Origin of the sequence: Pseudoroseomonas sp. WGS1072, assembly GCF_049340465.1 — a bacterium.
Lineage (GTDB): Bacteria > Pseudomonadota > Alphaproteobacteria > Acetobacterales > Acetobacteraceae > Pseudoroseomonas.
In genome coordinates this window covers 1,041,973-1,064,818 of the sequence record NZ_JBMPSU010000001.1, presented here as the reverse complement: position 1 = coordinate 1,064,818, position 22,846 = coordinate 1,041,973, and the positions used below count along the sequence as shown (strand labels likewise).

General features: G+C 72.5%; 22 protein-coding genes and 1 tRNA gene. 6 read left to right on the top strand and 17 right to left on the bottom strand.

Annotated features, from left to right (window positions below; translation table 11 throughout):
• The first annotated feature begins 14 nt into the window (after positions 1 to 14).
• Positions 15 to 683: a phosphorylase family protein gene (locus ACF3NH_RS05105; protein WP_422922073.1), complete on the top strand. Its 669-nt coding sequence runs from the start codon at positions 15 to 17 to the stop codon at positions 681 to 683.
• On the opposite strand, the gene hpnH is transcribed toward ACF3NH_RS05105, so the two are convergent.
• Entirely contained in the window at positions 624 to 1,856 is a 1,233-nt protein-coding gene (hpnH, locus tag ACF3NH_RS05100; RefSeq protein ID WP_198367604.1) for an adenosyl-hopene transferase HpnH, read from the bottom strand. The genes ACF3NH_RS05105 and hpnH overlap by 60 nt on opposite strands.
• Before the next feature lie 83 nt (positions 1,857 to 1,939).
• Complete coding sequence (ispH, locus tag ACF3NH_RS05095; RefSeq protein ID WP_198367603.1) at positions 1,940 to 2,953, bottom strand: 4-hydroxy-3-methylbut-2-enyl diphosphate reductase; 1,014 nt, start codon at positions 2,951 to 2,953, stop codon at positions 1,940 to 1,942.
• Positions 2,954 to 3,229: 276 nt separating this feature from the next.
• On the opposite strand from ispH, the gene ACF3NH_RS05090 reads away from it, so the two are divergent.
• Positions 3,230 to 3,970, top strand: coding sequence for a TlyA family RNA methyltransferase (locus tag ACF3NH_RS05090; RefSeq protein WP_198367602.1), 741 nt, complete (start codon positions 3,230 to 3,232; stop codon positions 3,968 to 3,970).
• Positions 3,971 to 4,096: 126 nt separating this feature from the next.
• Here ACF3NH_RS05090 and ACF3NH_RS05085 read toward each other — a convergent pair whose 3' ends face one another.
• The 5 genes from ACF3NH_RS05085 to fabI form a co-directional block, all read right to left on the bottom strand.
• On the bottom strand, positions 4,097 to 4,246 hold the full coding sequence (locus tag ACF3NH_RS05085; RefSeq protein ID WP_198367601.1) for a peptide chain release factor 1: 150 nt from the start codon (positions 4,244 to 4,246) through the stop codon (positions 4,097 to 4,099).
• A gap of 145 nt (positions 4,247 to 4,391) precedes the next feature.
• The gene (locus ACF3NH_RS05080) at positions 4,392 to 5,639 is read right to left on the bottom strand and encodes a hypothetical protein (protein ID WP_198367600.1); all 1,248 of its coding nucleotides are present in this window, start codon (positions 5,637 to 5,639) and stop codon (positions 4,392 to 4,394) included.
• A 137-nt stretch (positions 5,640 to 5,776) separates the two neighbouring features.
• A complete protein-coding gene (aroC, locus tag ACF3NH_RS05075; RefSeq protein WP_198367599.1) occupies positions 5,777 to 6,883 on the bottom strand; it encodes a chorismate synthase in 1,107 nt (368 codons plus the stop codon).
• A 109-nt stretch (positions 6,884 to 6,992) separates the two neighbouring features.
• Positions 6,993 to 7,169, bottom strand: coding sequence for a hypothetical protein (locus ACF3NH_RS05070; protein ID WP_198367598.1), 177 nt, complete (start codon positions 7,167 to 7,169; stop codon positions 6,993 to 6,995).
• Between the two features lie 89 nt (positions 7,170 to 7,258).
• Complete coding sequence (gene fabI / locus ACF3NH_RS05065; RefSeq protein ID WP_198367597.1) at positions 7,259 to 8,107, bottom strand: enoyl-ACP reductase FabI; 849 nt, start codon at positions 8,105 to 8,107, stop codon at positions 7,259 to 7,261.
• 119 nt (positions 8,108 to 8,226) lie between these two features.
• Here fabI and pdxH point away from each other — a divergent pair, with 119 nt between their 5' ends.
• The 3 genes from pdxH (at position 8,227) to ACF3NH_RS05050 (ending at position 11,346) form a co-directional block, all read left to right on the top strand.
• Positions 8,227 to 8,835 (top strand): pyridoxamine 5'-phosphate oxidase, encoded by a 609-nt coding sequence (gene pdxH, locus ACF3NH_RS05060; RefSeq protein WP_198367596.1) that lies wholly within the window; start codon positions 8,227 to 8,229, stop codon positions 8,833 to 8,835.
• 42 nt (positions 8,836 to 8,877) lie between these two features.
• Positions 8,878 to 10,350 (top strand): bifunctional aminoglycoside phosphotransferase/ATP-binding protein, encoded by a 1,473-nt coding sequence (locus tag ACF3NH_RS05055; protein WP_422922072.1) that lies wholly within the window; start codon positions 8,878 to 8,880, stop codon positions 10,348 to 10,350.
• Positions 10,351 to 10,470: 120 nt separating this feature from the next.
• Positions 10,471 to 11,346, top strand: coding sequence for a universal stress protein (locus ACF3NH_RS05050; RefSeq protein WP_198367594.1), 876 nt, complete (start codon positions 10,471 to 10,473; stop codon positions 11,344 to 11,346).
• 49 nt (positions 11,347 to 11,395) lie between these two features.
• Here the strand turns inward: ACF3NH_RS05050 and hpf are convergent, their stop codons facing one another.
• The 10 genes from hpf to guaD form a co-directional block, all read right to left on the bottom strand.
• Positions 11,396 to 12,073 (bottom strand): ribosome hibernation-promoting factor, HPF/YfiA family, encoded by a 678-nt coding sequence (gene hpf, locus ACF3NH_RS05045; RefSeq protein WP_198367593.1) that lies wholly within the window; start codon positions 12,071 to 12,073, stop codon positions 11,396 to 11,398.
• A gap of 65 nt (positions 12,074 to 12,138) precedes the next feature.
• Positions 12,139 to 13,671 carry an RNA polymerase factor sigma-54 gene (gene rpoN, locus ACF3NH_RS05040; protein ID WP_422922071.1) on the bottom strand — a complete coding sequence of 511 codons (1,533 nt, stop codon included), beginning with the start codon at positions 13,669 to 13,671 and terminating at the stop codon, positions 12,139 to 12,141.
• A gap of 68 nt (positions 13,672 to 13,739) precedes the next feature.
• Positions 13,740 to 14,492 (bottom strand): LPS export ABC transporter ATP-binding protein, encoded by a 753-nt coding sequence (gene lptB, locus ACF3NH_RS05035; protein WP_198367591.1) that lies wholly within the window; start codon positions 14,490 to 14,492, stop codon positions 13,740 to 13,742.
• Complete coding sequence (locus ACF3NH_RS05030; RefSeq protein ID WP_422922070.1) at positions 14,489 to 15,484, bottom strand: LptA/OstA family protein; 996 nt, start codon at positions 15,482 to 15,484, stop codon at positions 14,489 to 14,491. The genes lptB and ACF3NH_RS05030 overlap by 4 nt, the downstream gene beginning before the upstream one ends.
• Positions 15,484 to 16,182, bottom strand: a complete 699-nt coding sequence (gene lptC / locus ACF3NH_RS05025; RefSeq protein ID WP_370592061.1) for an LPS export ABC transporter periplasmic protein LptC — start codon at positions 16,180 to 16,182, stop codon at positions 15,484 to 15,486. Before lptC ends, ACF3NH_RS05030 begins: the two co-directional genes overlap by 1 nt.
• A 221-nt stretch (positions 16,183 to 16,403) precedes the next feature.
• A complete protein-coding gene (locus ACF3NH_RS05020) occupies positions 16,404 to 17,063 on the bottom strand; it encodes a ribonuclease D (RefSeq protein ID WP_422922069.1) in 660 nt (219 codons plus the stop codon).
• 47 nt (positions 17,064 to 17,110) lie between these two features.
• Positions 17,111 to 17,194, bottom strand: a tRNA-Leu gene (locus ACF3NH_RS05015).
• Between the two features lie 100 nt (positions 17,195 to 17,294).
• On the bottom strand, positions 17,295 to 18,065 hold the full coding sequence (locus tag ACF3NH_RS05010) for a DUF305 domain-containing protein (protein WP_422922068.1): 771 nt from the start codon (positions 18,063 to 18,065) through the stop codon (positions 17,295 to 17,297).
• A 228-nt stretch (positions 18,066 to 18,293) separates the two neighbouring features.
• Positions 18,294 to 18,548 (bottom strand): GlsB/YeaQ/YmgE family stress response membrane protein, encoded by a 255-nt coding sequence (locus tag ACF3NH_RS05005; protein ID WP_198367587.1) that lies wholly within the window; start codon positions 18,546 to 18,548, stop codon positions 18,294 to 18,296.
• A 112-nt stretch (positions 18,549 to 18,660) separates the two neighbouring features.
• Positions 18,661 to 20,040 carry a guanine deaminase gene (guaD, locus tag ACF3NH_RS05000; RefSeq protein ID WP_422922067.1) on the bottom strand — a complete coding sequence of 460 codons (1,380 nt, stop codon included), beginning with the start codon at positions 20,038 to 20,040 and terminating at the stop codon, positions 18,661 to 18,663.
• Positions 20,041 to 20,257: 217 nt separating this feature from the next.
• Between guaD and ACF3NH_RS04995 the strand changes: the two genes are divergently transcribed.
• Positions 20,258 to 22,810 (top strand): cation:proton antiporter, encoded by a 2,553-nt coding sequence (locus ACF3NH_RS04995; protein WP_198367585.1) that lies wholly within the window; start codon positions 20,258 to 20,260, stop codon positions 22,808 to 22,810.
• The last annotated feature ends 36 nt before the right edge of the window (positions 22,811 to 22,846 follow it).

The window sequence follows — 22,846 nt, the reverse complement described above, 5'->3', positions numbered from 1 at the left end:
CATCCCTGACCGCCATGACCCTGCTCATCCTCACCGGCCTGCGGCGTGAGGCGCGCATCCTGGCGGCGCCCGGCCACCTCGTCCTGACCGGCGGCGGCGACGCGGTGGCACTGGAGGCGGCGGCGGAACGCGGGGCGGCGGCGGCGGGCGGCGTCATCAGCATCGGCATCGCCGGCGCGCTGGCGCCGGGTCTGGCGCCGGGCGACTGGGTGGTGGGCCGGGCGGTGCGCGAGGCGGCGCGGGAGACGGGGACCGACCCCGCCTGGGCCGACCGGCTGCTGGGCCGGCTGCCCGGGGCGGTGGCGGGGATGGTGCTGGGGCGGGACGCCATGGTGGCCGAGGCGGCGGAGAAGGCCGCGCTGCATGCGGCGACCGGCGCGCTGGCGGTGGACATGGAATCGCATGTCGCGGCGCGGGTCGCGGCGCGACATGGCCTGCCGCTGGCGGTGGCGCGGGTGGTGTCGGACGCGGCCGGGCGGAGCCTGCCGCCGGCGGCGCGGGTCGGGATGCGGCCGGATGGCGGGACCGACCTGCCGGCTGTGCTGCGCGCCCTCGCCGCCGCGCCGTGGCAGCTGCCGGCGCTGATCCGCACCGGCTGGGAGGCGGAGCGCGCCTTCCGCGCGCTACTGCGCGGCCACCGCCGGGCCGGCGCCGGCCTCGCCGCCGGCTTCCCCAGCCCCTGAGGCATCCCCTGAGGCGGCGCGGCGCGTGACGCGCGGGCGGTTGCCGCCCGCCGCCGGCCGCGTGGTGCGGATCTCGGCCAGCTTGCGCTCGACATGGCCGGAGAAGACGTATTCGGCCGGGCGCTGGTGGTCGATCGGGATGTCGGCCGCCATCGGCCCCTCGGTGCGGATGCCGCCCAGCGTCACCGCCAGCGCCTTCACCGGATTGGTCACCATGTGCTTGACCGCCGAGGCCTCGAAGCCGGAATGGACCATGCAGTCGGCGCATTTCTCGTAGTTGCCGACGCCGTACCTGTCCCAGGCCGTGTCCTCCATCAGCTCCCGGAAGGTCGCGGCATAGCCCTCGCCCAGCAGGTAGCAGGGCTTCTGCCAGCCGAAGACGGTGCGCGTCGGGTTGCCCCAGGGCGTGCAGTGGTAGCTCTCGTTGCCGGCCAGGAAGTTCAGGAACATGCGCGACTGGGTGAAGGGCCAGGCCTTGCCGCCGCGGCCGCGCGCCAGGATGCCGCGGAACAGCTCCTTGGTCTTCTGCCGGTTCAGGAAGTGCTGCTGGTCCGGCGCGCGCTCATAGGCGTAGCCGGGCGAGACGGTGATGCCGTTCAGCCCCAGCGCCGTCATCTCGTCGAAGAAGGCAGCCGTCTCGGCCGGGTCGGCGTCGTTGAAGAGCGTGCAGTTGATGCTGACCTGGAAGCCCTTCGACTTCGCCAGCCGGATCGCTTCCACGGCCTTGTCGTAGACGCCCGCCTGGCAGACCGACTTGTCGTGCATCGCCTCGTTGCCATCCAGGTGGATGGACCAGGTGAAGGCCTCGCTGGGCTCGTAGTCGTCGATCTTCTTGGCCAGCAGCAGCGCGTTGGTGCACAGGATGACGAACTTCTTCCGCTCCAGGAAGCCGCGCACGATCTGCGGCATCTCCTTGTGCAGCAGCGGCTCGCCGCCGGCGATGGAGACGACGGGCGCGCCGCATTCGTCGATCGCCTGCATGCAGTCCTCGTAGGAGAGGCGCTGGTTCAGGATCTCGGCCGGATAGTCGATCTTGCCGCAGCCGGCACAGGCGAGGTTGCAGCGGAACAGCGGCTCCAGCATCAGCACCAGCGGGTAGCGCCTGCGGCCCGAGAGGTGCTGGCGCATCAGGTAGGTGCCGATCCGGGCGGCCTGACGCAGTGGAATTCCCAAAGACTCTCTCCTTCGGCGCGAACCGGCGATTGGCAGGCCGGGACGCCAGGGGCTGATTTCAGTGTCCTGCCGGCCCGTCCGGCTCACCGGACGTCCGGCCGGACCCGCGGGCCGGTCACGGGCGGACCGGTCACGGGCGGGGCCGACCGTCCCGGCGCCGCCCCAGCCGGCTTCCGCAACGCGGAGGGCAGACGGAACTCGACATCCTCACGGATACCAGACATCGGCACGACTTCAACCTCGACATGGCGGCGCAACGCGTCCAGCACATCCAGCACCTGCGCCTCCGGCGCCGAGGCGCCAGCGGTCAGCCCCACCGTCGCCACGCCCTCCAGCCAGGCCGGGTCGAGCGCCGCGCCGTCGGGCAGGAGGTGGCTGGGCAGGCCCAGCTCCAGGCCGATCTCGCGCAGCCGGTTGGAATTGGAACTGCTCGGGCTGCCGACGACCAGCAGCAGGTCGATCTCGCGGCAGAGATCCCGGACCGCGCTCTGCCGATGCTGCGTGGCATAGCAGATGTCGCTCACGTCCGGGCCTTCCAGCCGCGGGAAGCGGGCGGCGAGCACCTCGATGATGCCGCGCGTGTCATCGACGCTCAGCGTAGTCTGGGTAACATAGGCGAGCGGCGTGTCGCGCGGCAGATCGAGCCGCGCCGCCTCGCCGGCGTCCTGCACCAGGTGGATGCGCTCCCCCGCCCCGGCCTGCCCGAGCGTGCCCTCCACCTCGGCATGGCCGGCATGGCCGATCAGCACGACCACCCGCCCCAGGGCCAGGTAGCGCCGCGCCTGGACATGCACCTTGGCGACCAGCGGGCAGGTCGCGTCCAGCACCGGCAGGCCGCGCGCCGCCGCCGCCGCGGTGACCGAACGGGCGACGCCATGGGCGCTGAAGATGGTGACGGCGCCGTCCGGCACCGCGTCGAGGCTGTCCACGAAGACCGCGCCCTTGCGCCGCAGGTCCTCGACCACGTGCCGGTTGTGCACGATCTCATGCCGCACATAGACCGGCGCCCCGAAGCGCTCCAGCGCGCGCTCGACAATGTCGATGGCGCGGACGACCCCCGCGCAGAATCCTCTCGGTTGGGCCAGCAAGACACGCATGCGGTATCCTTCGTCCCCAGTAGGCGTCCCCAGTAGGCGTCCCCAGTGGGCGTCCCCAGTGGGCGTTCCCAGTAGGCGTCCCAAGGGGCGTTCCGGTGGGCGGTCCTGACGGGCAGCGACGCCCGGGGACACTATGGAGCATCCGCCGGATCGCCCAATGGCAGTTTCGCGAGGTGAAGCTTGCCTGACGCGCCGTCCCGTCGGAAACCCCCTCCGCCGGAGATTCCCGGAAGCGCGCCGCGGCCGGGCGCGCGCCGGCCAGGAGAGGAAGCCATCATGCCGAAGCAGCGAGCCGACGTCGCCCTGGTCGAGCGCGGGCTGGTCGAATCGCGCGCCCGGGCGCAGGCGCTGATCATGGCGGGCAAGGTGTTCTCGCAGACGCGGCGGATCGACAAGCCGGGCCAGCCGGTGGCGGAGGACACGCCGCTGGAGGTGAAGGGGCAGGAGCACCCCTGGGTCAGCCGCGGCGGCATGAAGCTGGCCCATGCCCTGTCCCATTTCGCGCTCGACCCCGCCGGGCGCGTCGCGGTCGATGTCGGCGCCTCGACCGGCGGCTTCACGGACGTGCTGCTGCAGGGCGGCGCGGCACGGGTCTACGCGGTCGATGTCGGGCACGGCCAGCTGGCCTGGAAGCTGCGCAGCGACCCGCGCGTCGTGGTGCTGGAGAAGACCAATGCCCGGCGACTCGACGCCGGGCTGGTGCCGGAGGCGCCGGGAATCGTGGTCTGCGACGCCAGCTTCATCGGCCTGTCCACCGTGCTGCCGGCGGCGCTCGGCCTGGCGGCGCCGGAGGCCTGGGCGGTGGCGCTGATCAAGCCGCAGTTCGAGGCCGGGCCGGAGAAGGTCGGCAAAGGCGGCGTGGTGCGGGACCCGGCGGTGCACCAGGAGGTCTGCGACCGGGTACGGGGCTGGTGGGAGGGCCTGCCGGGCTGGCGGGTACTGGGCGTGGAGCCGAGTCCCATCCTGGGCCCGGAGGGAAACCGTGAGTTCCTGATCGCGGCGCGCCGGGACGCGTGAGGCCGCGTCCTGCGCTGCCCTTCTCGAGCGTCTGCCGTTCGCACCGGCTCACGGCAAACGATTCGGCCATTTGTCTCTGCGAGCATCTTCGCCCGCTCCGGTGATTCCACCGGATCGGGATCTGCTCTAGGCCGCGGCCCGGGCGGTCTTGCCCTTCTGCGCGCCGGAAATCTCCTGCAACAGCGACCATACCCGATGCGGGTCCATCTGGACCTCGGGGTCGTTCAGCAGGCGGTCAAGCTCCGCCAGCTTGGCATCCATGTCACGTTCCGACATCGGGCCTTGATCCTGGGGCGCGGCTGTTACGGGACTTCTGCAACGCAGCATGCCTCCAAAAGTGTCAGCACTGCGACAAAACTTTTCCGCGCGGCCCGCGGCGGCGCTCACGATGCTGTCAGCTGGGTGAGGAATCGACGGAATTCTAGACGGTGGAGCGGATGGCCGGCAGCAGCGCCTCGCAGCGGGCGGCGAGATGCGCCGGGTTGCGGAAGCGGAGTTCCCCCTCATCCTCCTCATCCGGCCGCGACGGCCCGAACAGCTCCATCCGGGTGGCGCAACTGGCGGCGACCAGGCGGGCGCTGACATCGGGCCGGGTGAAGATCCGCCGGACCGCGCTCTCCAGCGCCAGGCTCTGCCGCAGCTCCAGCCAGCGATGCCGCTCGATATCGTCCAGGAAGAGCGCCAGGATGCCCGGGCGGCGGCCTTCCAGCCGCTCGGCCACGGCACGCTCCAGGGCGGCGGCGGCGGCGGCGGCCACGCCGTCCTCCTGCCCCGCCCGGGCGGCCATGACGAAGACGCTGCCGCCGCCGGGATCGGCGGTGACGGCCAGATGCGCCTCCGGGCCGAAGAGGCTGCGCAGCCGCTCCGGCAGCCCCTGCGCGCTGGCCCGGGCGCCGGCCAGGACCAGCGGGTCGAGCTTCAGCACCGCCGCTTCGGAATGGTCCTGCCGTTTCTGCGCCGCCAGCAGGGCGCTGACCTGCCGCTGCAGGCCGGCCACGTCCTCCGGCCCGCGCAGCCCCGAGGGCAGGGTCATCTTCAGCAGGTAGCGGCCGGGATGCGCCGCCAGCCAGGTCTGCAGGTCCGGGTTGATGCCGTCCATCAGGGCGCACCAATGGCCATGCTGCACCGGCTGCCCGGCCTCGGCCGAGAGGGTGAGGCAGGCGAGTTCCGCCTCGGCGCCGTCACGCCGCAGCAGCAGGTCGTGCGGCGTCCCGTCGATCAGGCCGGAGAAGCGCACCTCGAAGCCGCGCGCGCGCTGCCGCCCCGCCTCGCGCAGCAGGTGGAACAGGGGGATCAGCGTGGCCTCGCCGGCCAGGCCGGCCAGCAGCCGGTCGCGCAGGCGGCCCCGCGCGGCCCTGGGCAGGCTGTCGGCCAGCCGCACCGCCTCGCGTGCCAGGGCGAGGACCGCCTGCTCCGCCTGGTTCGGAGCGGGGGCCTCACCGGGGCCGGAGAGACGGTCCAGGAGCAGTTCCAGCGCGTGCCGTCGCTGCGCCGCGCGGGCCGTCCAGGAGCGCGGGCGGGCCAGCCCGGCCAGATCCGCCATGCGTCGGGACCAGTGTTCGGCGCCAGCCAGGTCCCGCAGATCCCGGCAGAGTTCGGCGGCGGTCGCCTCCGGATGCTGGCCCGCCTCGGCGATCACCGCGTCGGTCAGGGCGGCGGCAAGCGGCATCGATGGGATTCCGGTCTGTTGATCTGGCCGGATGGTAACGTCCCGGACGGCACCCGGAGGACAGGGAGCAGACCGCCGGCCGCCCCGCGCACGCGATTGTGAGCGGCGGGCCCGGGTGGCGCCGGGAGGAGCCCGCCCTAGTTGCGCGGCAGGCGGGGGCGGCCGGGCGCGTCGGGATTCTGCGCGCGGTGGCGCAGCAGGTGGTCGGCCAGGACGCAGGCCAGCATGGCCTCGCCCACCGGCACGGCGCGGATGCCGACGCAGGGATCGTGCCGGCCCTTCGTCAGCACCTCCACCTCCTCCCCGAACCGGTCCACCGAGCGGCGCGGCGTCAGGATCGACGAGGTCGGCTTGACGGCGAAGCGGGCGACGACGGGCTGGCCGGTGGAAATGCCGCCCAGGATGCCGCCGGCATGGTTGGAGAGAAACGCCACCTCGCCGTCCGCGCCCATGCGCATCTCGTCCGCATTCGCCTCGCCATCCAGCGCGGCGCTGGCGAAGCCCTCGCCGATCTCGACGCCCTTCACCGCGTTGATGCTCATCAGCGCCGCCGCGATCTCGGCATCGAGCTTGCCGTAGAGCGGCGCGCCGAGGCCCGGCGGCAGCCCCTCGGCCACCACCTCGATCATCGCGCCCAGGCTGCTGCCGGCCTTGCGGACGGCGGAGAGCTTCTCCTCCCACAGGGGCACGGCGGCCGGATCGGGGCAGAAGAAGGGGTTGCGCCCGACCTCGGCCCAGTCGAAGCGGGCGCGGTCGATGCCGAGCGGCCCCAGGCCCACCAACGCGCCCCGGATGCTCACTCCGGACCCCAGCACCTTGCGGGCGATGGCCCCGGCGGCGACGCGCACCGCCGTCTCCCGCGCCGAGGCGCGGCCGCCGCCGCGATAGTCCCGCACGCCGTATTTGAGGTGGTAGGCGAGGTCGGCATGGCCCGGCCGGAAGCGGTCGCGGATCTCGCCGTAATCCTTGCTGCGCTGATCGGTGTTCTCGATCAGCAGGCTGATCGGCGTGCCGGTGGTCAGCCCCTCGAAGACGCCGGAGAGAATGCGGACCTGATCCGCCTCCTGCCGCTGGGTGACGAACTTCGACTGGCCGGGGCGGCGGCGGTCGAGGAAGGGCTGGATATCGGCCTCGCTCAGCGGCAGGCCGGGCGGGCAGCCATCCACCACGCCGCCGATCGCCGGACCATGGCTCTCGCCCCAGCTCGTGACGCGGAAGAGATGGCCGAAGCTGTTGTGCGACATGGGTAGGGACACCGGCAGTTGGCGGGAAGCCGCCGGTTATGCGGGATCGGGACCCGGCCGAGAAGATGCCGCCGCTCAGACGGTGGCGGAGGGTCCGCCCCGCGCGGCCCTACTCGCCCGATTGCCGAGGCTTGCGCGGCTTGCCGGGAAAGACGTCCACGGGACCGCCCAGGTTGGAGCCCAGCTCATTGGCGTCGCCGGGTTGCGCCTCGCCCGGCGGGATCGGGTTCTCGACGCTGCCGCTGGCGGGCTCGGGCGGCGCGGGATCGGGCTTCTTCCGGTCCATCGGCTTCTCCTGGTGCTGCGGCGGCCGGCTGGCCGCCCTCCGGGAGGGTCAACGGTTCGGGCCGCGAAGGGTTGGCGTGCCGCGTTCCCTCAGGCGACGGTGATGTCGGGCGCGTCCTCGGCCTTCATGCCGACCACGTGATAGCCGCTGTCGACATGCAGCACCTCGCCGGTGACGCCGGCGCCGAGATCGGACAGCAGGTAGACGCCGGCGCCGCCGACATCCTCGATCGTCGTGTTGCGCTTCAGCGGCGCGTTGTACTGGTTCCATTTCAGGATGTAGCGGAAATCGCCGATCCCGCTCGCCGCCAGGGTCTTGATCGGTCCGGCGGAGATGGCGTTCACCCGGATGCCCCGGCCCCCGACATCGACCGCCATGTAGCGCACGCTGGCCTCCAGCGCCGCCTTGGCCACGCCCATGACGTTGTAATGCGGCGTCACCCGCTCGGCACCGAGATAGGTGAGGGTGAGCAGGCTGCCGCCTTCCGCCATCAGCGCCGCGGCACGGCGGCTGACCGAGACGAAGGAATAGCAGGAGATGTCCAGCGCCTGCAGGAAGGCGTCGCGCGGCGTGTCCATGTAGCGGCCGCGCAGGAACTGCTTGTCGGCGAAGCCGATGGCGTGGACCAGGAAGTCGAGCCGGCCCCAGCGCGCCTCGATCGCGGCGAAGGCGGCGTCGATATTCGCATCATCCGCCACGTCGCAGGGCAGGACGAGGTCGCTGCCGACACTGGCGGCCAGGGGGCGGACGCGCTTCTCCAGCGCCTCGCCCTGATAGGTGAAGGCCAGCTCGGCGCCCTGTGCCGCCACGGCGCGGGCGATGCCCCAGGCGATGGACTTGTCGTTCGCCACGCCCATGATCAGGCCGCGCTTGCCGGACATCAGCTGGCCCTGGGGAGGGCCGTTGGCAGGAGTCGCTTGAGGGGCGGCAGATTCCATCTGGGGCAGGACCGCTTCGATCGGGGTTGCAGGGCAGGGCTGCGGGAGTGGGGGCATCCCCCGTTGCAAGGGTCTGGCCCTGGTGGCACACCCCCGAGGCCTGGGCAAGGGGGAGCCGCATGTCCGTATCCGTTTCGTTCACCGATCCCGCGGCCGATCCCTTCGCGGTTTTCGCCGCCTGGCTGGACGAAGCGAGGGCGGCCGAGCCGAACGATCCCAATGCCATGACGCTGGCCACCGCCACGCCGGATGGCCTGCCCTCCGCCCGCATGGTGCTGCTGAAGGGCCTCGATGCCCGCGGCTTCGTTTTCTTCACCAACCGCGAGAGCCGCAAGGGTGTCGAGCTGGCGGCCAATCCCCACGCCGCACTGCTGTTCCACTGGAAGTCGCTGCGCCGGCAGGTGCGGGTGGAGGGGCGGGTGGAGCACACCGGCGAGGCGGAATCGGACGAGTACTACGCCTCCCGCGCCCGCATCTCCCGCCTCGGCGCCTGGGCCTCGCGGCAGTCGCGCCCGCTCTCCGGCCGCGAGGAGCTGGAGGCCGGGTTGCGCGAGGCCGAGGCCCGTTACCCCGGGGAGGAAATCCCCCGGCCGCCCTACTGGGGCGGCTTCCGGGTCATCCCCACGCGCATCGAATTCTGGCACGACCAGCCCTTCCGCCTGCACGACCGTCGCGTCTTCCAGGCCCGGCCGGAGGGCGGCTGGCGGGTCGAGATCCTGGCGCCCTGAGCCGGCGTCCGGCCGCCGCGCGCGCCCCGTGAGACCTGGCCGATGAGCATCCCCTTCCCGCAGCGCGAGGTGATGGCGCAGCTCTCCCGCCTGACCGGCGCCGCGCCGCTGGAGACGCATATCTCCGCCGTCTTCATCGGCCGCGACCGGGTGCTGAAGCTCAAGAAGGCGGTCTCGCTCGGCTTCCTCGACTTCACGCCGCTGGCCGCGCGCGAGTGCTTCTGCCGCCGCGAGCTGGAGCTGAACGCCGCCGCGGCGCCCGGCCTCTACCGTGCCGTGCTGCCGGTGGTGCGGCGGGCCGGCGGCCTCGTCCTGGGCGGCGCCCCGGACGAGGGGGAGGTGGTGGACTGGGTGGTGGAGATGGCGCCGGTGCCGTCAGGGGATTTCCTCGACGCCGTGGCGCGGCGGGGCGGGCTCGATGACGCCCTGCAGGACGCGCTGGGCGATGCGGTGGCCGCGCTGCACGCCGCCCTGCCGCCGGTCGCGGGATGGGATTCGCCGGGGCGGATGGCGGCGGTGCTCGACGGCAACGTGGCGGCGGCCCGGGCGGCCGGACTGCCGCCGGAGCGCGTCGCCGCCTGGGAGGCCGCCGCGCGGACCGAGCTGGCACGGCGCGCCCCGGCGCTGGCGGCCCGCGCCGCCGCCGGCGCGGTGCGGCGCTGCCATGGCGACCTGCATCTCGGCAACCTGCTGCTCTGGCGGGGGCGGCCGGCGGCCTTCGACGCGCTGGAGTTCGACGAGGTCCTGGCCACCATCGACACCGGCTACGACCTGGCCTTCCTGCTGATGGACCTGGGCTTCCGGCTGGGGGCGGGCGCCGCCAACCGCGTGCTCAACCGCTACGTCGCGCGCCGCGGCGATGCCGGCCTGGTGGCGGGGCTTCCCTTCTGGATCTCGATGCGGGCGATGATCCGCGCCCATGTCCAGGCGGCGGCCGGGGGCGGGCGGCTCGGCGAGGGTCTCGGCCTGCTGGACCTGGCCCAGGCGGCGCTGCGCCCGGCGCCCGGCGGGATCCTGGCGATCGGCGGCCTGCCGGGCAGCGGCAAGTCGCATCTGGCGCGGCGCGTGGCGCCGGACCTCGGGGCCATGCCCGGCGCGCTGATCCTGCGCAGCGACGAGATCCGCAAGCGGCGCCATGGTGTCGCGCCCGAGGTCCGGCTGCCGCCCGGGGCCTATGCGCCGGAGGTCAGCGCCGCCGTCCATGACGAGCTTTTCGCCGCGGCCGAGACGGCGGCGCGCGCCGGGCACGCGGTGATCGCCGATGCCGCCTTCCTCGACCCGGCGCTGCGGGCCGGCATCGCGGCGGCGGCGGTGCGGGCCGGGGTGCCCTTCCGCGGGATCTGGCTCGAGGCCCCGCTGCCGGTGCTGCGGGCGCGCGTGGCGGCGCGGCGCGGCGATGCCTCGGATGCCGACCTGGCGGTGCTGGAGCGCGCCGCGCGCCGGGACCCCGGGCCGCTCGACTGGACCAGGGTCGCGGCCGGTGGCGGCGAGGTGGTGCTGCCGCCGCTGTTCTGAGCCATCCGGGCCGGATCGGCCTCCGGCGCCCGCCGCGCGCGAGCGGGGACTTGGCGCGGCGTCCGTGCTATTCTGCACGTCCCCCGGCCTCCGGGGGCCTGGACTGAAGGAGATCCTTCCATGGCCTATCGCCGGCTGCTGCTGCCGCTGACGGGAACCGCCGCCGGTGAGGCGGCGCTGAGCACCGCCCTGATGGTGGCGCGCATGTGGAACGCGCATGTGCATTGCCTGCATGTCCGCGTCGATGCCCGCGACGTCGCGCCCCTGGCGGGTGAGGGGCTCTCGGGCGCCATGATCGAGGAGATGATGGCCGCGACCGAGCGGGAGAGCGGCGAGCGCGCCGGCCGGGTCCGCGCGCTGTTCGAGAAGTTCGTGCAGGGCCGCGACGTCACCATCGCGCTCTCGGCCGAGAGCGCGCTGAAGGCCGATGGCCCGACGCTCTCCTTCGAATCCATCGCCGGCCGCGAGGAGGACATCGTCGCCCAGCAGTCGCGCCTCTACGACATGGCGGTGGTCCCGCATCCCGAGGCGGATGAGGATGTCTCCTCCTCCGACGCGCTGCATGCGGTGCTCTTCGATTCCGGCCGGCCGGTGCTGATCGCGCCGCGCCAGGCGCCCACCAGCATCGGCACCCGCGTCTGCTGCGCCTGGAACGGCACGGCGGAGAGCGCGGCCGCGGTGGCGGCGGCGCTGCCCTGGCTGCACCATGCCGAGGCGGTGCGCATCCTCTACAGCGATGACTACCAGCGGCGCGGCCCGACGGCGGAAGGCCTCCAGGCCTATCTGCGATGGCACAACATCACCGCCGAGGCCGAGCCCTTCAAGCCGCAGACGCGCGAGGTCGGCGCCGGCCTGCTGGGCGCGGCGCGCGACTTCAATGCCGACCTGCTCTGCATGGGGGCCTACAGCCACTCCCGCCTGCGCCAGCTGATCCTGGGCGGGGTGACGCGGCATGTGCTGGAGAACGCGGACATCCCCGTCCTGATGTGCCGCTGAGCGGCGGCGCGGCGATCCGGGGCGCGACCCGGACCGCCGCTTCGTCCGTTCAGGCGGTCGAGGTGGGGTCGATCCAGCCGACATGGCCGTCCTGCCGGCGATAGACGACGTTCAACTGGCCGCTGGCGCGGTTGCGGAACATCATCACCGGCATCTGGCCGAGATCGAGGCGCATCACCGCCTCGCTGACGGTCAGCCGCGCGATCTCGGTGGGCGTCTCGGCGATGATGGCGCCGTGGTCCTGCCCGTCATGACCATTGGCCTGGGGGCTGGCGGCGCGCAGGGCCTCCGGCTCGCCCTCGGCCTCCCCATCGAGCCCGTCCAGCAGCACGGCGGCGTCGATCGGCTCCTCCGGCTCCTCCACCGGCTGCGCCAGCACGACCTGGCGGGCCGTCTCGGCCGTGACCGGCAGGCGTTCATCCGCGAGATGGCGGGAATGCTCGTTCATCCGGCGGCGGTAGCGGCGCAGCCGCTTGGCGATATGCGCCGCCGCTTCATCGAAGGCACGGTGGGCATCGGCGCCCTCACCCTCGCCGCGCAGGGACAGCCCGCGCCCGGCGTGGATATCGATCGCACAGGTGAAGAAAGCGCGATTCTTGCCAAAGGTCACATGCGCTTCCAGAGCATGGTCGAAGTATTTTCTGGTGACGGTCTGGAGCCCCTCGGCCACATGGACCTTCAGGGCATCCCCGGTTTCGACCTGCTTCCCTGCCACTACGATATGCATGGTGGGCTAACCCCTCCTTCTTGCATGGGGAAGGGGCCGTCCCGGAGGGCGGCGGCGCGGGCGGGTCACGCCCGCTCCGGGGCGGACCGGGCCGGCCCTCTCCCGTTTTGAGAGAAGACCATGCCGGCCTTCTCCCTTTTGCGCTGCACAGACGACGGAATGCGCAACGCTTCGCGATATTTGGCCACCGTCCGGCGGGCGATGTCCACTCCTTCTCCGCGCAGCGTGGCGACGATCGCGTCGTCACTGAGGATATTGTCAGCCGTCTCGGCCGATACCATGGCCCGGATGCGATAACGGATGGCCTCGGCGCTGAAAGTTTCGCCCGCCATGCCGCCGATCGCGGTGGTGAAGAAGTACTTCAACTCGAAATTGCCGCGCGGGGTTGCGATGTATTTGTTGGCCGTGACGCGGCTGACGGTGGATTCGTGCATCTCCACCGCCTCGGCCACGTCACGCAGGATCAGGGGGCGCAGATGCGCGACGCCCAGGCGGAAGAAGGCGTCCTGCCGGCGCACGATCTCCGCCGCCACCTTCAGGATGGTGTTGGCGCGCTGCTCCAGGCTCTTCACCAGCCAGTTGGCCGCCTGGAACTTCTCCGACAGGAAGGCGCGCTCCTCGCGCGTCGCGCCCACCTGGGCACGCGCGTGGAAGCCGCGGTTGACCAGCAGGCGCGGCAGCGTCTCCGGGTTCAGCTCGAGCACCCATTCGGCGTCCGCCGCCGCGCCGGGCGCGCCCTGTGCCGGGCGCATCAGCACGTCGGGCACCACCACCGGCGGCGGGTCGTCGTCGAAGCCGGCGCCGGGCTTCGGGTCGAGCTGCCGGATCTCGGCCACCATCTCCGCGAGATCCTCGGCATCGACGCCGCAGAGCCGCATCAGGCCGCGCATGTCACGCTGCGCCAGCAGGTCGAGATGCTCGAGCAGGGCGGCCATGGCGGGATCGAGGCGGTTGCGCTCGGCCAGCTGCACGCCCAGGCATTCGCCGAGCGAGCGGCAGAACATGCCGGTCGGCTCGAAGCGCTGCATGCGGGCGCGGATGGCCGCGACGCGCGCCGGCTCGGCGCCCAGCGCGGCGGCGATGGCGGCATCCTCCGCCAGCAGCCGGCCGGAGGGATGCAGCAGGGCGATGAGCTGCGCCGCGATCCTGCGGTCCTGCGGCTCATCGAAGGCGAGGCGCGCCTGCTCGCCCAGCTCCTCGCGCAGGCTGCGGCGCCGCTCCACCGCCAGTTCGTCGATGCCGCGCGGATCCTCGTCGAAATCGGCGCGGCCGCCGCGCGCCGGCGGATCGCTGTCATAGACGTTCGACCAGTCGCGGATGTCGAGCGGCGCCTCGGCCTCGCCGGGCAGGGTGGCGGCCGCCACGGTCTCGAAACTGTCCGCCGGCGGCGGCGCGGCGGCGGGTTCGCGCGCGGTCTGCGCATCCTCTGGCGTGGGGCGCTCGTCGCGCTCCAGCAGCGGGTTGCGCTCCAGCTCCTCCTCGACGAAGGCGATGACCTCCATGTTGGAGGATTGCAGAAGCTTGATGGCCTGCCGCAACTGCGGCGTCATCACCAGGGACTGGGTGTGGCGGAGGTCCAGCCGCGGGCCGATGGCCATGGCTCAGCCCGGAATCGGCCGGGCCGGAGGCGGGGCGGCGGGCGGGCGCGGCCGGCGGGGCGACATGGTCAGAGGCTGAACCGGTCGCCGAGATAGACGCGCCGCACGTCCTCGTTGGCGACGATGTCCTGCGGCGTGCCTTCCATCAGGACCTGCCCATCGTGCAGGATGTAGGCCCGGTCGATGATCTCGAGCGTCTCGCGCACGTTGTGATCGGTGATCAGCACACCGATGCCGCGGTCCTTCAGGTGCTTCACCAGGTCCCGGATCTCGCCCACCGCGATCGGGTCGATGCCGGCCAGCGGCTCGTCGAGCAGGATGTAGGCGGGGTGGGTGGCCAGGGCGCGCGCGATCTCGCAGCGCCGCCGCTCGCCGCCCGAGAGCGCCAGCGCCGGGGAGCGGCGCAGGTGCGCGATGCCGAACTCCGCCAGCAGGGCGTCGAGCATCTGCTCGCGCCGGTCGCGCTGCGGCTCGACCACCTCCAGCGCGGCGCGGATATTGTCCTCGAGCGACAGGCCCCGGAAGATCGATGCTTCCTGGGGCAGGTAGCCCAGGCCCATCCGCGCGCGGCGGTACATCGGCATCAGGGTGACGTCGTGCCCGTCCATGAAGACCTGGCCCTGGTCGGGGCGAACCAGGCCGGTGATCATGTAGAAGGTGGTGGTCTTGCCGGCGCCGTTCGGGCCGAGCAGCCCGACCGCCTCGCCACGCCGCACGCCGAGCGAGACGCCGCGCACCACGGGGCGCTTCTTGTAGCGCTTGCCGAGATCCTTCGCGACCAGCCCGCCCTGGCCGGGGATCACCTTGAGCGAGGCGCTCACCGGCCGCGCCCCCCCTGGCCCTGGGATTGCCCTTGCGGCTGCCCCTGGGGCTGCCCCTGGGGCTGCAGCGCCTCCTGGCCCTGCTGCGGGATGATCAGGCCCCTGACCCGCTGGCCCGGCGTCGAGACCAGCCGCGCGACGCCGGTGCGCATGTTCACGATGGCCTCCTGGCCGTTCAGCTGGTTGTCGCCCCGGGTGATCCGCACGCTGCCGAGCAGGCGGGCCATGCCGGTCAGTTCCGAATAGACGCCGCGATCCCCCCGGACCACCTCCTGGGGCGTGCGGATCTCGACATTGCCGAAGGCCTCGACGCGCTCGAGCTGGCTGCCCTGGCCCGGCTGACCGGGCTGGGCCGCCGGCCGTGCCGGCTGCGCGGCCGCGCCCTGCTCCTGGAAGTAGCCGACCAGCGTGTCGGCGGCGATGCGCCGCTGGTCCTGCGTCACCACCACGGCGGCGCCGCGGGCCACGGCCATGCGGCGCTGCGGCCAGTATTCCATGCTGTCGCGCGAGGTCAGCACCTCGTTCGGCGTGGTCAGCTTCAGCGCCTGCCCGGTCATGACCAGCACGGCCTGGTCCAGGTCATAGATGGCGCGGTCGCCCTCGGCATGGTCGGTGGCGCTGTCGATGCGGACATTGCCCTCCGCCTCCAGGCGCCAGATCTCGCCGCCGGACATCGGCGTCTCGCCGGCCGCCGGCGGCGCGGCGGGCGCGGCGGCCGGGCCGGTCGCTCCCGCCTGGCCGGCGCGGGGCCTGTAGCGGGCGATCAGCCGATCGGCGGTGACGGTCACGCCGGCGCGCACCGCGCGGGCATTGCCCCGCGCGATCACCACCTGCTCCTGCTGCCGCCACTCGATGCCATTGCTGGCGGTCACCTCGACCGGCCCGCCCTGGGTCAGGTCGAGCGACTGGGCCCGCGCGGCCCCCGGCGCGGCGGCCCCGGCCAGCATCGCCCCCAGCACCAGGGCGGCGGCGAAGCGGGGGAGGGGGCGCATCACCGGCCGCCCTCCAGCACCGCCCTGGCCTGGCCGGTGAAGAGCACCACCTGCCCCCGGTCGCGCAGGCGGAAGCCTTCGCTGACCAGCGTGCCGAAGGGCCCCTGGGCGGCCACCGGGCGGTCGCCCGCGGCGCTGCCGGCGCCGATGTCGATCGTCGCCGCCGCGGTTCTCAAGGTGCTGCCGTCGTCGTGCCAGAGAGTGACGTCACCGTTCAGGTCCAGCATGTTGCGTGCCTTGTCGTAGCGGCCCTCGCGGGATTCCAGCAACACCCAGGCGCCATCGTTCATGAGCAGGTCGGCGCGCGGCCGGGTCAGGTCGATCAGCTCGGTCTGCTCCTGCTGCACCGCCGTGTCGGCGGTCACGTTGTAGGGGCGGTTCTGCTCGTCCAGCCCCTGATAGCGGGCATTGGAGATGCGCATCGCCTCGGCGCTGGTCTGCGCCGCGCGGCGGAAGGCGAGGCGGCCCCGATCCTCGGCGCCCTCGAATTCCGGCCAGAGCGCCACCGCCGCCAGCAGGGCCAGGGCGGCGAGCGGCAGCAGCCAGCGGGCCAGCCGGACCAGGATCCGCCGCCGCGCCAGGCTGCGGGCGGTCATCGCCACCCGCGCGCGCGAGGGCTCGAGCGCCCGGCTGCGGCTCGCGCCAGGCTCACGGCGCGGGCCCGCGAGGCTGTCGCGCGGGGAATTCGACGGGGTCACGGGCCGGCTTCGCCTGTCTGCCAGCCACGCATAGCCCTGCCGCCAAAGGCGGCCGGGAGGGCCAGGAACGCGGTGGACAAGGGCAGGGACGACGTCACCCCGCCTGTATGGGGCTGGCTCCGGGTCGGGTCAACGCGTCAGGCGGCCTCCCCCAAACAAAAACCATGCCAAACTTTTGCTGCGATTGCGCAGCGCGCGCCGTGCCTGCTGAGCGGGTGAACTCAGTGGGCGAAGATATCGGGCTCGTCATAACCGAGCAGGTCCAGCGCGCCGCGAGCCGGCAGGAAGCGGAAGCAGGCCTCGGCAAGATCCAGCCGGCCCTCCCGCCGCAGCAGCCCCTCCAGCTTGGCCCAGAGCGCGTGCAGGTGCAGCACGTCCGAGGCGGCATAGGCGAGCTGCTCGGGCGTCAGCTCCGGCGCGCCCCAGTCGGAGGATTGCTGCTGCTTGGAGATCTCGACGCCGAGCAGCTCGCGGCAGAGATCCTTCAGCCCATGCCGGTCGGTGAAGGTGCGGACCAGCTTGGCGGCGATCTTGGTGCAGCGCACCGGAGCGCATTCCACGCCGAGCGCGGCGCGCAGGATGGCGACGTCGAAGCGGGCGAAGTGGAACAGCTTGACCGTGCCGGGATCGCTCAGCAGGGCCTTGAGATGGGGGCAGTCCGCGCCGCGGCCGCCCAGGGCGGGGGGGATGATCTGCACGCAGTGCGCCGTGCCGTCGCCGGCCGAGAGCTGTACGAGGCAGAGGCGGTCACGCCGGGGGTCGAGGCCCATGGTCTCGGTGTCGATCGCGACGACCGGGCCCAGGCGAAGATCGGGCGGCAGGTCATGCCTGTGCAGCTTGATCATGGCGTTCGGCGCGAACAGGGTGCTTCCCTTCGCCATTCCGTCACCGGCCTTTCCGGAACCGGCCAGGAGCCGGAGAGGAGATATGCCCAGGAAAGGACTCGAACCTTCACGACCTTGCGGTCACTGGCACCTGAAGCCAGCGCGTCTACCAATTCCACCACCTGGGCAAGGAGGCGAAACGCCGAACGGCGTGGACGGGCTTTTATGGGGGGCGTCGCATCTCGTCAACAGGGAGAATGGCGGTTTTCTGACAAGACGCCCGCGGCCTCAGCCATGGCTGGCATGCCGCTGCATGTGTTGCATTCCGGGGATCCCGTCGGGGTCGATCGTGATGGCCGAGGCATCGCCCGGATAGGCGTCGATGACACCTCGCATCACGGCGATCTCCTGCGTCTGGTCGCGCAGGATGTTGACGTTCAGCAGGCGCAGGAAGTCGTTCCGCGCCTCGGGCTGGTCATTGTACGCCCGTGCCATCCGCACGGCGGCCTGGTGATGGACGGACATCTCCTTGGCGAAGCGCACGTCCCGGGCCGAGATCGGCGCCCCGCCGTTCAGCGCCGCCAAGGGGCCGGGCGCGGGCGCGTGCATATGGTGGTTGTAGGGGCCCAGCCCCTCGACGCCGACGGGACGGATCACGAGCCCGGCGAAGAGGTCGGTGGGCGGATGCCGCAGCTGCTCTGCCACCGTGTCGAGCAGCAGGATCTCGAAGCCCTGGTTGGTGATGATGGCCTGCGCCAGGTGCTTCAGCACCGGGCTGGCGGCGTCGGGATCGGCGAGATAGTCCCGCGCCAGGGTCAGGGCGCCGGCGTGATGCGGCCGCATGCCCTCGACATAGTCGCGGTCGGCGGCGATCGCGGCCGCGGCCGCCTCGCGCGGCAGGATGTCCCACCAGGTGGTCGGCACCGGCGCGGCCTGGGCCTCCTGCTCCGGATCGTAGGTGCGGCCCACCCCGCCGGCCTGCTGCGCCGTGGCCAGGGCCGGCATCAGCAACAGGAGTCCCGCCAGGAAGGCAGCGGTCCGGTGATGCGGTCGGGGCATGGGCGGAGTTCCTTGCCGGCTGTTCGGTCCTGCGCGGGTCCTGGCATGGCCGGCCGTTCCGGCGGCCCGCGCCTTGTCCAAAAGGGCCGGCGCGGAAAGGTTCCATCACGTGGCTGCGAGCGCTTCTCCCCTCGAAACGCGCTGCGCCGCCGCGGGGCGGACAGGAAAAAGGCTCCGGGACAGTCCTCCCGGAGCCTTCCGCAATCCGCCAGCGGGCGGCGAGCGCCGTCAGACGGCGCGACGGCCCGCCACGGCCCGGTAGATCGCCAGCAGGATGACGGCGCCGACCACCGCGCCGATGAATCCTGCCCCTTCCCCCGCCCGGTACCAGCCGACCGCCTGCCCCAGATAGGTGGCGACCACGGCGCCGATGATGCCGAGCAGGGTGGTGATGATGAAGCCGCCGGGATCGCGGCCCGGCATCAGGAATTTCGCGACGATACCGGCCAGGAAGCCGATGATGATGGTCCAGATGATGCCCATGTGCCGGGTCTCCGCCGTTGGGGTGGGGCTGGCGCGGCCAAGGCCCAGCCGACGGCGGAACAACATCCGGGCCACGTGACGGTTGCGGCGGCGGCGTGGAAAATGTCGCGGCTCAGCCGGCCCCGCCGGCGGCCAGGGTCCCGGATACGAGGGTCCCGGACACGTAGGTGGCGCGCACCAGCCGCTCGTCGCCCAGCGTCATCAGCACGAAGAGCACCTCCTCGATTCCGTCGCAGAAGCCGAGGCGGAAGTCCAGCAGCGGCGTGGCCTTGAGGTCGAGCACGACGAGATCGGCCTCCATCCCCGGCGCCAGGCTGCCGATCCGGTCCTCCAGGTACAGTGCCTCGGCGCCGCCGCGCGTCGCCAGGTAGAAGGCCTGCAGGGCGGTGAGGTCATGGCCGCCGAGGCGGGCGACCTTGTAGGCCTCGCCCATGCTGCGCAGCTGGCACGGGCTGGTGCCGGCGCCGATGTCGGTGCCGAGGCCGAGCCGCACCGGCCGCGCCGGACGCCTGGCCTCGAAGGCCCGGAACAGCCCGCTGCCGAGGAAGGTGTTGGAGGTCGGGCAATGGGCCAGGGCCGTGCCGCTGCGGTGGCAATGGCAGAACTCGGCCTCGGAGAGATGGATTCCGTGGCCGAAGATGGCGCGCGGGCCGGTCAGCCCGGCCTGGCGATAGACGTCGAGATAGTTGGCGGCCTCGGGGAAGAGCTCGCGCACCCAGGCGACCTCGGCCGGGCTCTCGGCGATATGCGTCTGCATGTAGGTGCCCGGATGCGCCTGCCAGAGCCGCCCGGCCGCGGCGAGCTGCGCCGGGCTCGAGGTCGGCGCGAAGCGCGGCGTCACGGCATAGAGCTGGCGCCCCCGCCCGTGCCAGCGGGCGAGCAGCGCCGCCGAATCCGCCACGCCGCCCTCCGCCGTGTCGCGCAGCGCCTCCGGCGCGTTGCGGTCCATCAGCACCTTGCCGGCGATCATGCGGGTGCCGCGCCGCTCCGAGGCGGCGAAGAAGGCCTCGACCGATTGCGGATGCACCGTGCAGTAGACCGCCGCCGTGGTGGTTCCGGCGGCCAGCAGCGCGTCGAGGAAGGCCTCTGCCACCCGCGCGGCATGCGCCGGATCGGCGAAGGCGGCCTCGGTCGGGAAGGTGTGGCGCTCCAGCCAGCCGAGCAGCTGCTCGCCATGCGCGCCGATCATCGGCAGTTGCGGGTAATGCACATGGGCGTCGATGAAGCCCGGGCAGATCAGCGCGTCGCGGTGGTGGGTGACGGGCACGCCCTCCGCCGCCAGCGCCGCCGCCGCCGCGGCCGACCATTCGCCCACCGAGCGGATGCGGCCCGCTTCGAGGACGATGAGCGCATCCGTCCAGTGCCGCAGCGCGGTCCCAGGGGCGGTACCGGGGGCGGTACCGGGGGCGGTACCCGGGGCGGTACCGGGGGCGGCCAGGAACGGATCGGCCTCGAAGCTGATCGCCGCGCCGCGCAGCGCCTGTGTTCCCATGATCCGCTCCTTGACCCGCTCCCTGGGTCCGGCCCCGGGTCCGGCCGGCGCGGTCATCCGCCCCGGCGCGGCAGGATGTCATATTGCATCGCGACACAAAACGTGCCGGACGGCGGCACCGCGGCGCCTTATACCCGCCACAACCCGCCACCATGCCGGTCCGCCGGACGTGGCGCCGACCCTTCGGGGGCGCGCGGCGGGCAAGACGAGTGGACCGATGCTGAACGACCTGCCCCATACCCTGCTGGCCATCGCCATGCTGCTGATCGTGGTCAGCGCCATCCAGCCGCTGGCGAACCGGCTGATGCTGTCCAGCACGGTGCTGCTGGCGGTGGTGGGCGTGCTGCTGGGGGGCGGGGCGACGCTGGTGCTGAACAGCCCGACCGTCACCGCTCCGCTCGACGAGGCGGCGCTGGCCGTGGCCCGCTTCCCGGTGAGCGCCGAGGTCTTCCTCTACATCTTCCTGCCGCTCCTGGTGTTCCATGGCGCCCTGTCGATCGACGTCCGCCGCCTGGCGCGGGACTGGGCGCCGGTGCTGGTGATGGCGGTGGTGGCGGTGGTGGTGACCACGGCGGCCATCGGCTACGCCCTGGCGCCGCTGGCCGGCGTCCCGCTCACCGCCTGCCTGATGCTCGGCGCCATTGTCGCCACCACCGACCCCTCGGCCGTGGTCGGCATCTTTCACGAGATCGGCGCCAACAGCCGGCTGACGCGGCTGGTCGAGGGCGAGAGCCTGCTGAACGACGCCGCCGCCATCTCGATCTTCACCATCCTGCTGTCGCAGCTCACCGGCCAGCACCCGATGTCCTTCGCGGCGGCGACGCTGACCTTCGTCTCCTCCTTCGCCGGCGGGCTGGCGGTGGGCTTCGTGCTGGCGCGGGCCATGCTCGCGGCGCTGCCTTTCCTCGGCAACAACCGCACCGCCGAGGTCACGCTCACCCTGGCGCTGCCCTACATCGCCTACCTGCTCTGCGACGAGTACCTCGACTTCTCCGGCGTGGTCGCCGCGGCGGCGGCGGGCCTCACGGTCAGCGCCGTCGGCCCTTCCACGGTGCGGCCGCAGAGCTGGCAGTACCTGCAGGATGTCTGGGGCCAGCTCGCCTTCTGGGCCAGCTCGCTGGTCTTCGTGATGGCCTCGATGCTGGTGCCGCGCCTGATGCTCGGCATGCAGCAATGGGACCTGGTGCTGATCGGCGTGGTCATCGCCTCGGCCATGGCGGCGCGCGCCGCCGTGCTGTTCGGCGCCCTGCCCCTGCTGGAATGGGGCCGGCTGGCGCAACGCGTGCCCAACCCCTTCAAGGTCACCATGCTCTGGGGCGGGCTGCGCGGCGCCATCACCCTGGCGCTCGCCCTCTCCGTCACCGAGAACCGCGCCGTCCCGCGCGAGGTGCAGCAGTTCGTCGCCATCCTGGCCACCGGCTACGTGCTGTCCACCCTGCTGGTGAACGGCACCACGCTGCGCTTCCTGGTGCATGCGCTGAAGCTGGACCGCCTCTCCCCGGCCGATCAGGCGCTGCGCAACCAGGTCGTCGCCATCGGGCTTGGCGAGGTGCGCGACAAGCTGCGCGGCACCGCCGTGGAGCTCGGCTTCTCGGCCCCGGCGACGGCGCATGTGGTCGATCTCTACGACCGCCGCGTGAAGGTCGAAACCGCCGCCAACACCTTCGACACCGCGATCGGCGACCGCGACCGCGTCATCCTCGGCCTGATCACCTTCGCCAGCCAGGAGCGCTCGCTGCTGGCGGAGATGTTCCAGGACCAGGGCCTGTCGCGCCGCGTCATGGAGAACCTGCTCTGGAACGCCGAGAGCATGATCGACGGCGCCCGCAGCGAGGGCCGCTTCGGCTACCTCCAGGCGGCGCGCAAGCGGCTGCAGCCGAGCCTGCGCTTCCATCTGGCGCAGGCGCTGCACCGACGCTTCCGCATCGACACGCCGCTGATGCACTGCATGGCCGAGCGTTTCGAGATGCTGCTGCTGACGCATCTCGTCTCCCGCTCCATGACCCGCTTCATGCGCCGCCGCATGGAGCCGGTGCTGGGCCACCGCGTCACCGAGGTGGTCTCCGACATCGTCGGCCGGCGCGAGGATCTGCTGGAGGATGCGATGGAGACGCTGCGCATCCAGTATCCCGGCTATGCCGAGGCGCTGGAGACCCGCATCCTGCGCCAGGTCGGACTGCGGCTGGAGGCGGAGGAATACAGCCAGCTCCGCCACGAATCGCTGGTCGGCGAGGAACTGTACGACGAGCTGGTGCGCGGGCTCGAGCTGCTGCGGCGGCAGGTGGCGCGGCCGCTGCAGTTCAACATCCAGGCCGGGCTCGACAAGCGGATCGAGGAATTCCCCCTCTTCGCCGGGCTGCAGGACGCGCTGCTGCACGACCTGGCGATGAGCGTGACCATCCGCTTCGCCGTGCCGGGGGAATGGATCTACCGCCGCCGCCAGCGCGCCGGCTCGGTCTTCTTCATCAGCCGCGGCGAGGTCGAGCTGCAGATGGAGGGCCTCTCCCTTGCGCTCAGCCATGGCGACGTGCTGGGCGAGGCGGAGCTGCTGCGCCCCTCGCGCCGGCGCGGCCGCGCCCGGGCCACCAGCTTCTGCCACCTGCTGGAGCTGGATGCGGGGAGCTTCCATCGCCTGCTGATGGAGGCGCCGGAGCTGGCGGCGCGCCTGGAGCGGATCTCCGCCGCGCGGCAGCCGCCGCCCGAGCCGCAGCCCGCCCCCGCGCAGCCGGAGCCGGTGGAACTCGGGGACGAGGCGCGACGTCCGGCATGAAGCGCCCCGCCGCCGCCGAGCCGCCGCTTTGCGCGG

What these genes read in the sequence shown, in the direction of transcription:
- ACF3NH_RS05070 (WP_198367598.1), bottom strand. Translation starts at nt 7,169, where the DNA reads ATGGACCGGAAGAAGCCCGATCCCGCGCCGCCCGAGCCCGCCAGCGGC.
- hpf (WP_198367593.1), bottom strand. Translation starts at nt 12,073, where the DNA reads ATGCATATCGTAGTGGCAGGGAAGCAGGTCGAAACCGGGGATGCCCTG.
- ACF3NH_RS05005 (WP_198367587.1), bottom strand. Translation starts at nt 18,548, where the DNA reads ATGGGCATCATCTGGACCATCATCATCGGCTTCCTGGCCGGTATCGTC.
- ACF3NH_RS05050 (WP_198367594.1), top strand. Translation starts at nt 10,471, where the DNA reads ATGGCCTATCGCCGGCTGCTGCTGCCGCTGACGGGAACCGCCGCCGGT.
- ACF3NH_RS05085 (WP_198367601.1), bottom strand. Translation starts at nt 4,246, where the DNA reads ATGTCGGAACGTGACATGGATGCCAAGCTGGCGGAGCTTGACCGCCTG.
- pdxH (WP_198367596.1), top strand. Translation starts at nt 8,227, where the DNA reads ATGTCCGTATCCGTTTCGTTCACCGATCCCGCGGCCGATCCCTTCGCG.
- ACF3NH_RS04995 (WP_198367585.1), top strand. Translation starts at nt 20,258, where the DNA reads ATGCTGAACGACCTGCCCCATACCCTGCTGGCCATCGCCATGCTGCTG.
- rpoN (WP_422922071.1), bottom strand. Translation starts at nt 13,671, where the DNA reads ATGGCCATCGGCCCGCGGCTGGACCTCCGCCACACCCAGTCCCTGGTG.
- ACF3NH_RS05030 (WP_422922070.1), bottom strand. Translation starts at nt 15,484, where the DNA reads ATGCGCCCCCTCCCCCGCTTCGCCGCCGCCCTGGTGCTGGGGGCGATG.
- fabI (WP_198367597.1), bottom strand. Translation starts at nt 8,107, where the DNA reads ATGGAATCTGCCGCCCCTCAAGCGACTCCTGCCAACGGCCCTCCCCAG.
- ispH (WP_198367603.1), bottom strand. Translation starts at nt 2,953, where the DNA reads ATGCGTGTCTTGCTGGCCCAACCGAGAGGATTCTGCGCGGGGGTCGTC.
- ACF3NH_RS05090 (WP_198367602.1), top strand. Translation starts at nt 3,230, where the DNA reads ATGCCGAAGCAGCGAGCCGACGTCGCCCTGGTCGAGCGCGGGCTGGTC.
- aroC (WP_198367599.1), bottom strand. Translation starts at nt 6,883, where the DNA reads ATGTCGCACAACAGCTTCGGCCATCTCTTCCGCGTCACGAGCTGGGGC.
- ACF3NH_RS05080 (WP_198367600.1), bottom strand. Translation starts at nt 5,639, where the DNA reads ATGCCGCTTGCCGCCGCCCTGACCGACGCGGTGATCGCCGAGGCGGGC.
- ACF3NH_RS05010 (WP_422922068.1), bottom strand. Translation starts at nt 18,065, where the DNA reads ATGCCCCGACCGCATCACCGGACCGCTGCCTTCCTGGCGGGACTCCTG.
- guaD (WP_422922067.1), bottom strand. Translation starts at nt 20,040, where the DNA reads ATGGGAACACAGGCGCTGCGCGGCGCGGCGATCAGCTTCGAGGCCGAT.
- ACF3NH_RS05105 (WP_422922073.1), top strand. Translation starts at nt 15, where the DNA reads ATGACCCTGCTCATCCTCACCGGCCTGCGGCGTGAGGCGCGCATCCTG.
- ACF3NH_RS05020 (WP_422922069.1), bottom strand. Translation starts at nt 17,063, where the DNA reads ATGGCGAAGGGAAGCACCCTGTTCGCGCCGAACGCCATGATCAAGCTG.
- ACF3NH_RS05055 (WP_422922072.1), top strand. Translation starts at nt 8,878, where the DNA reads ATGAGCATCCCCTTCCCGCAGCGCGAGGTGATGGCGCAGCTCTCCCGC.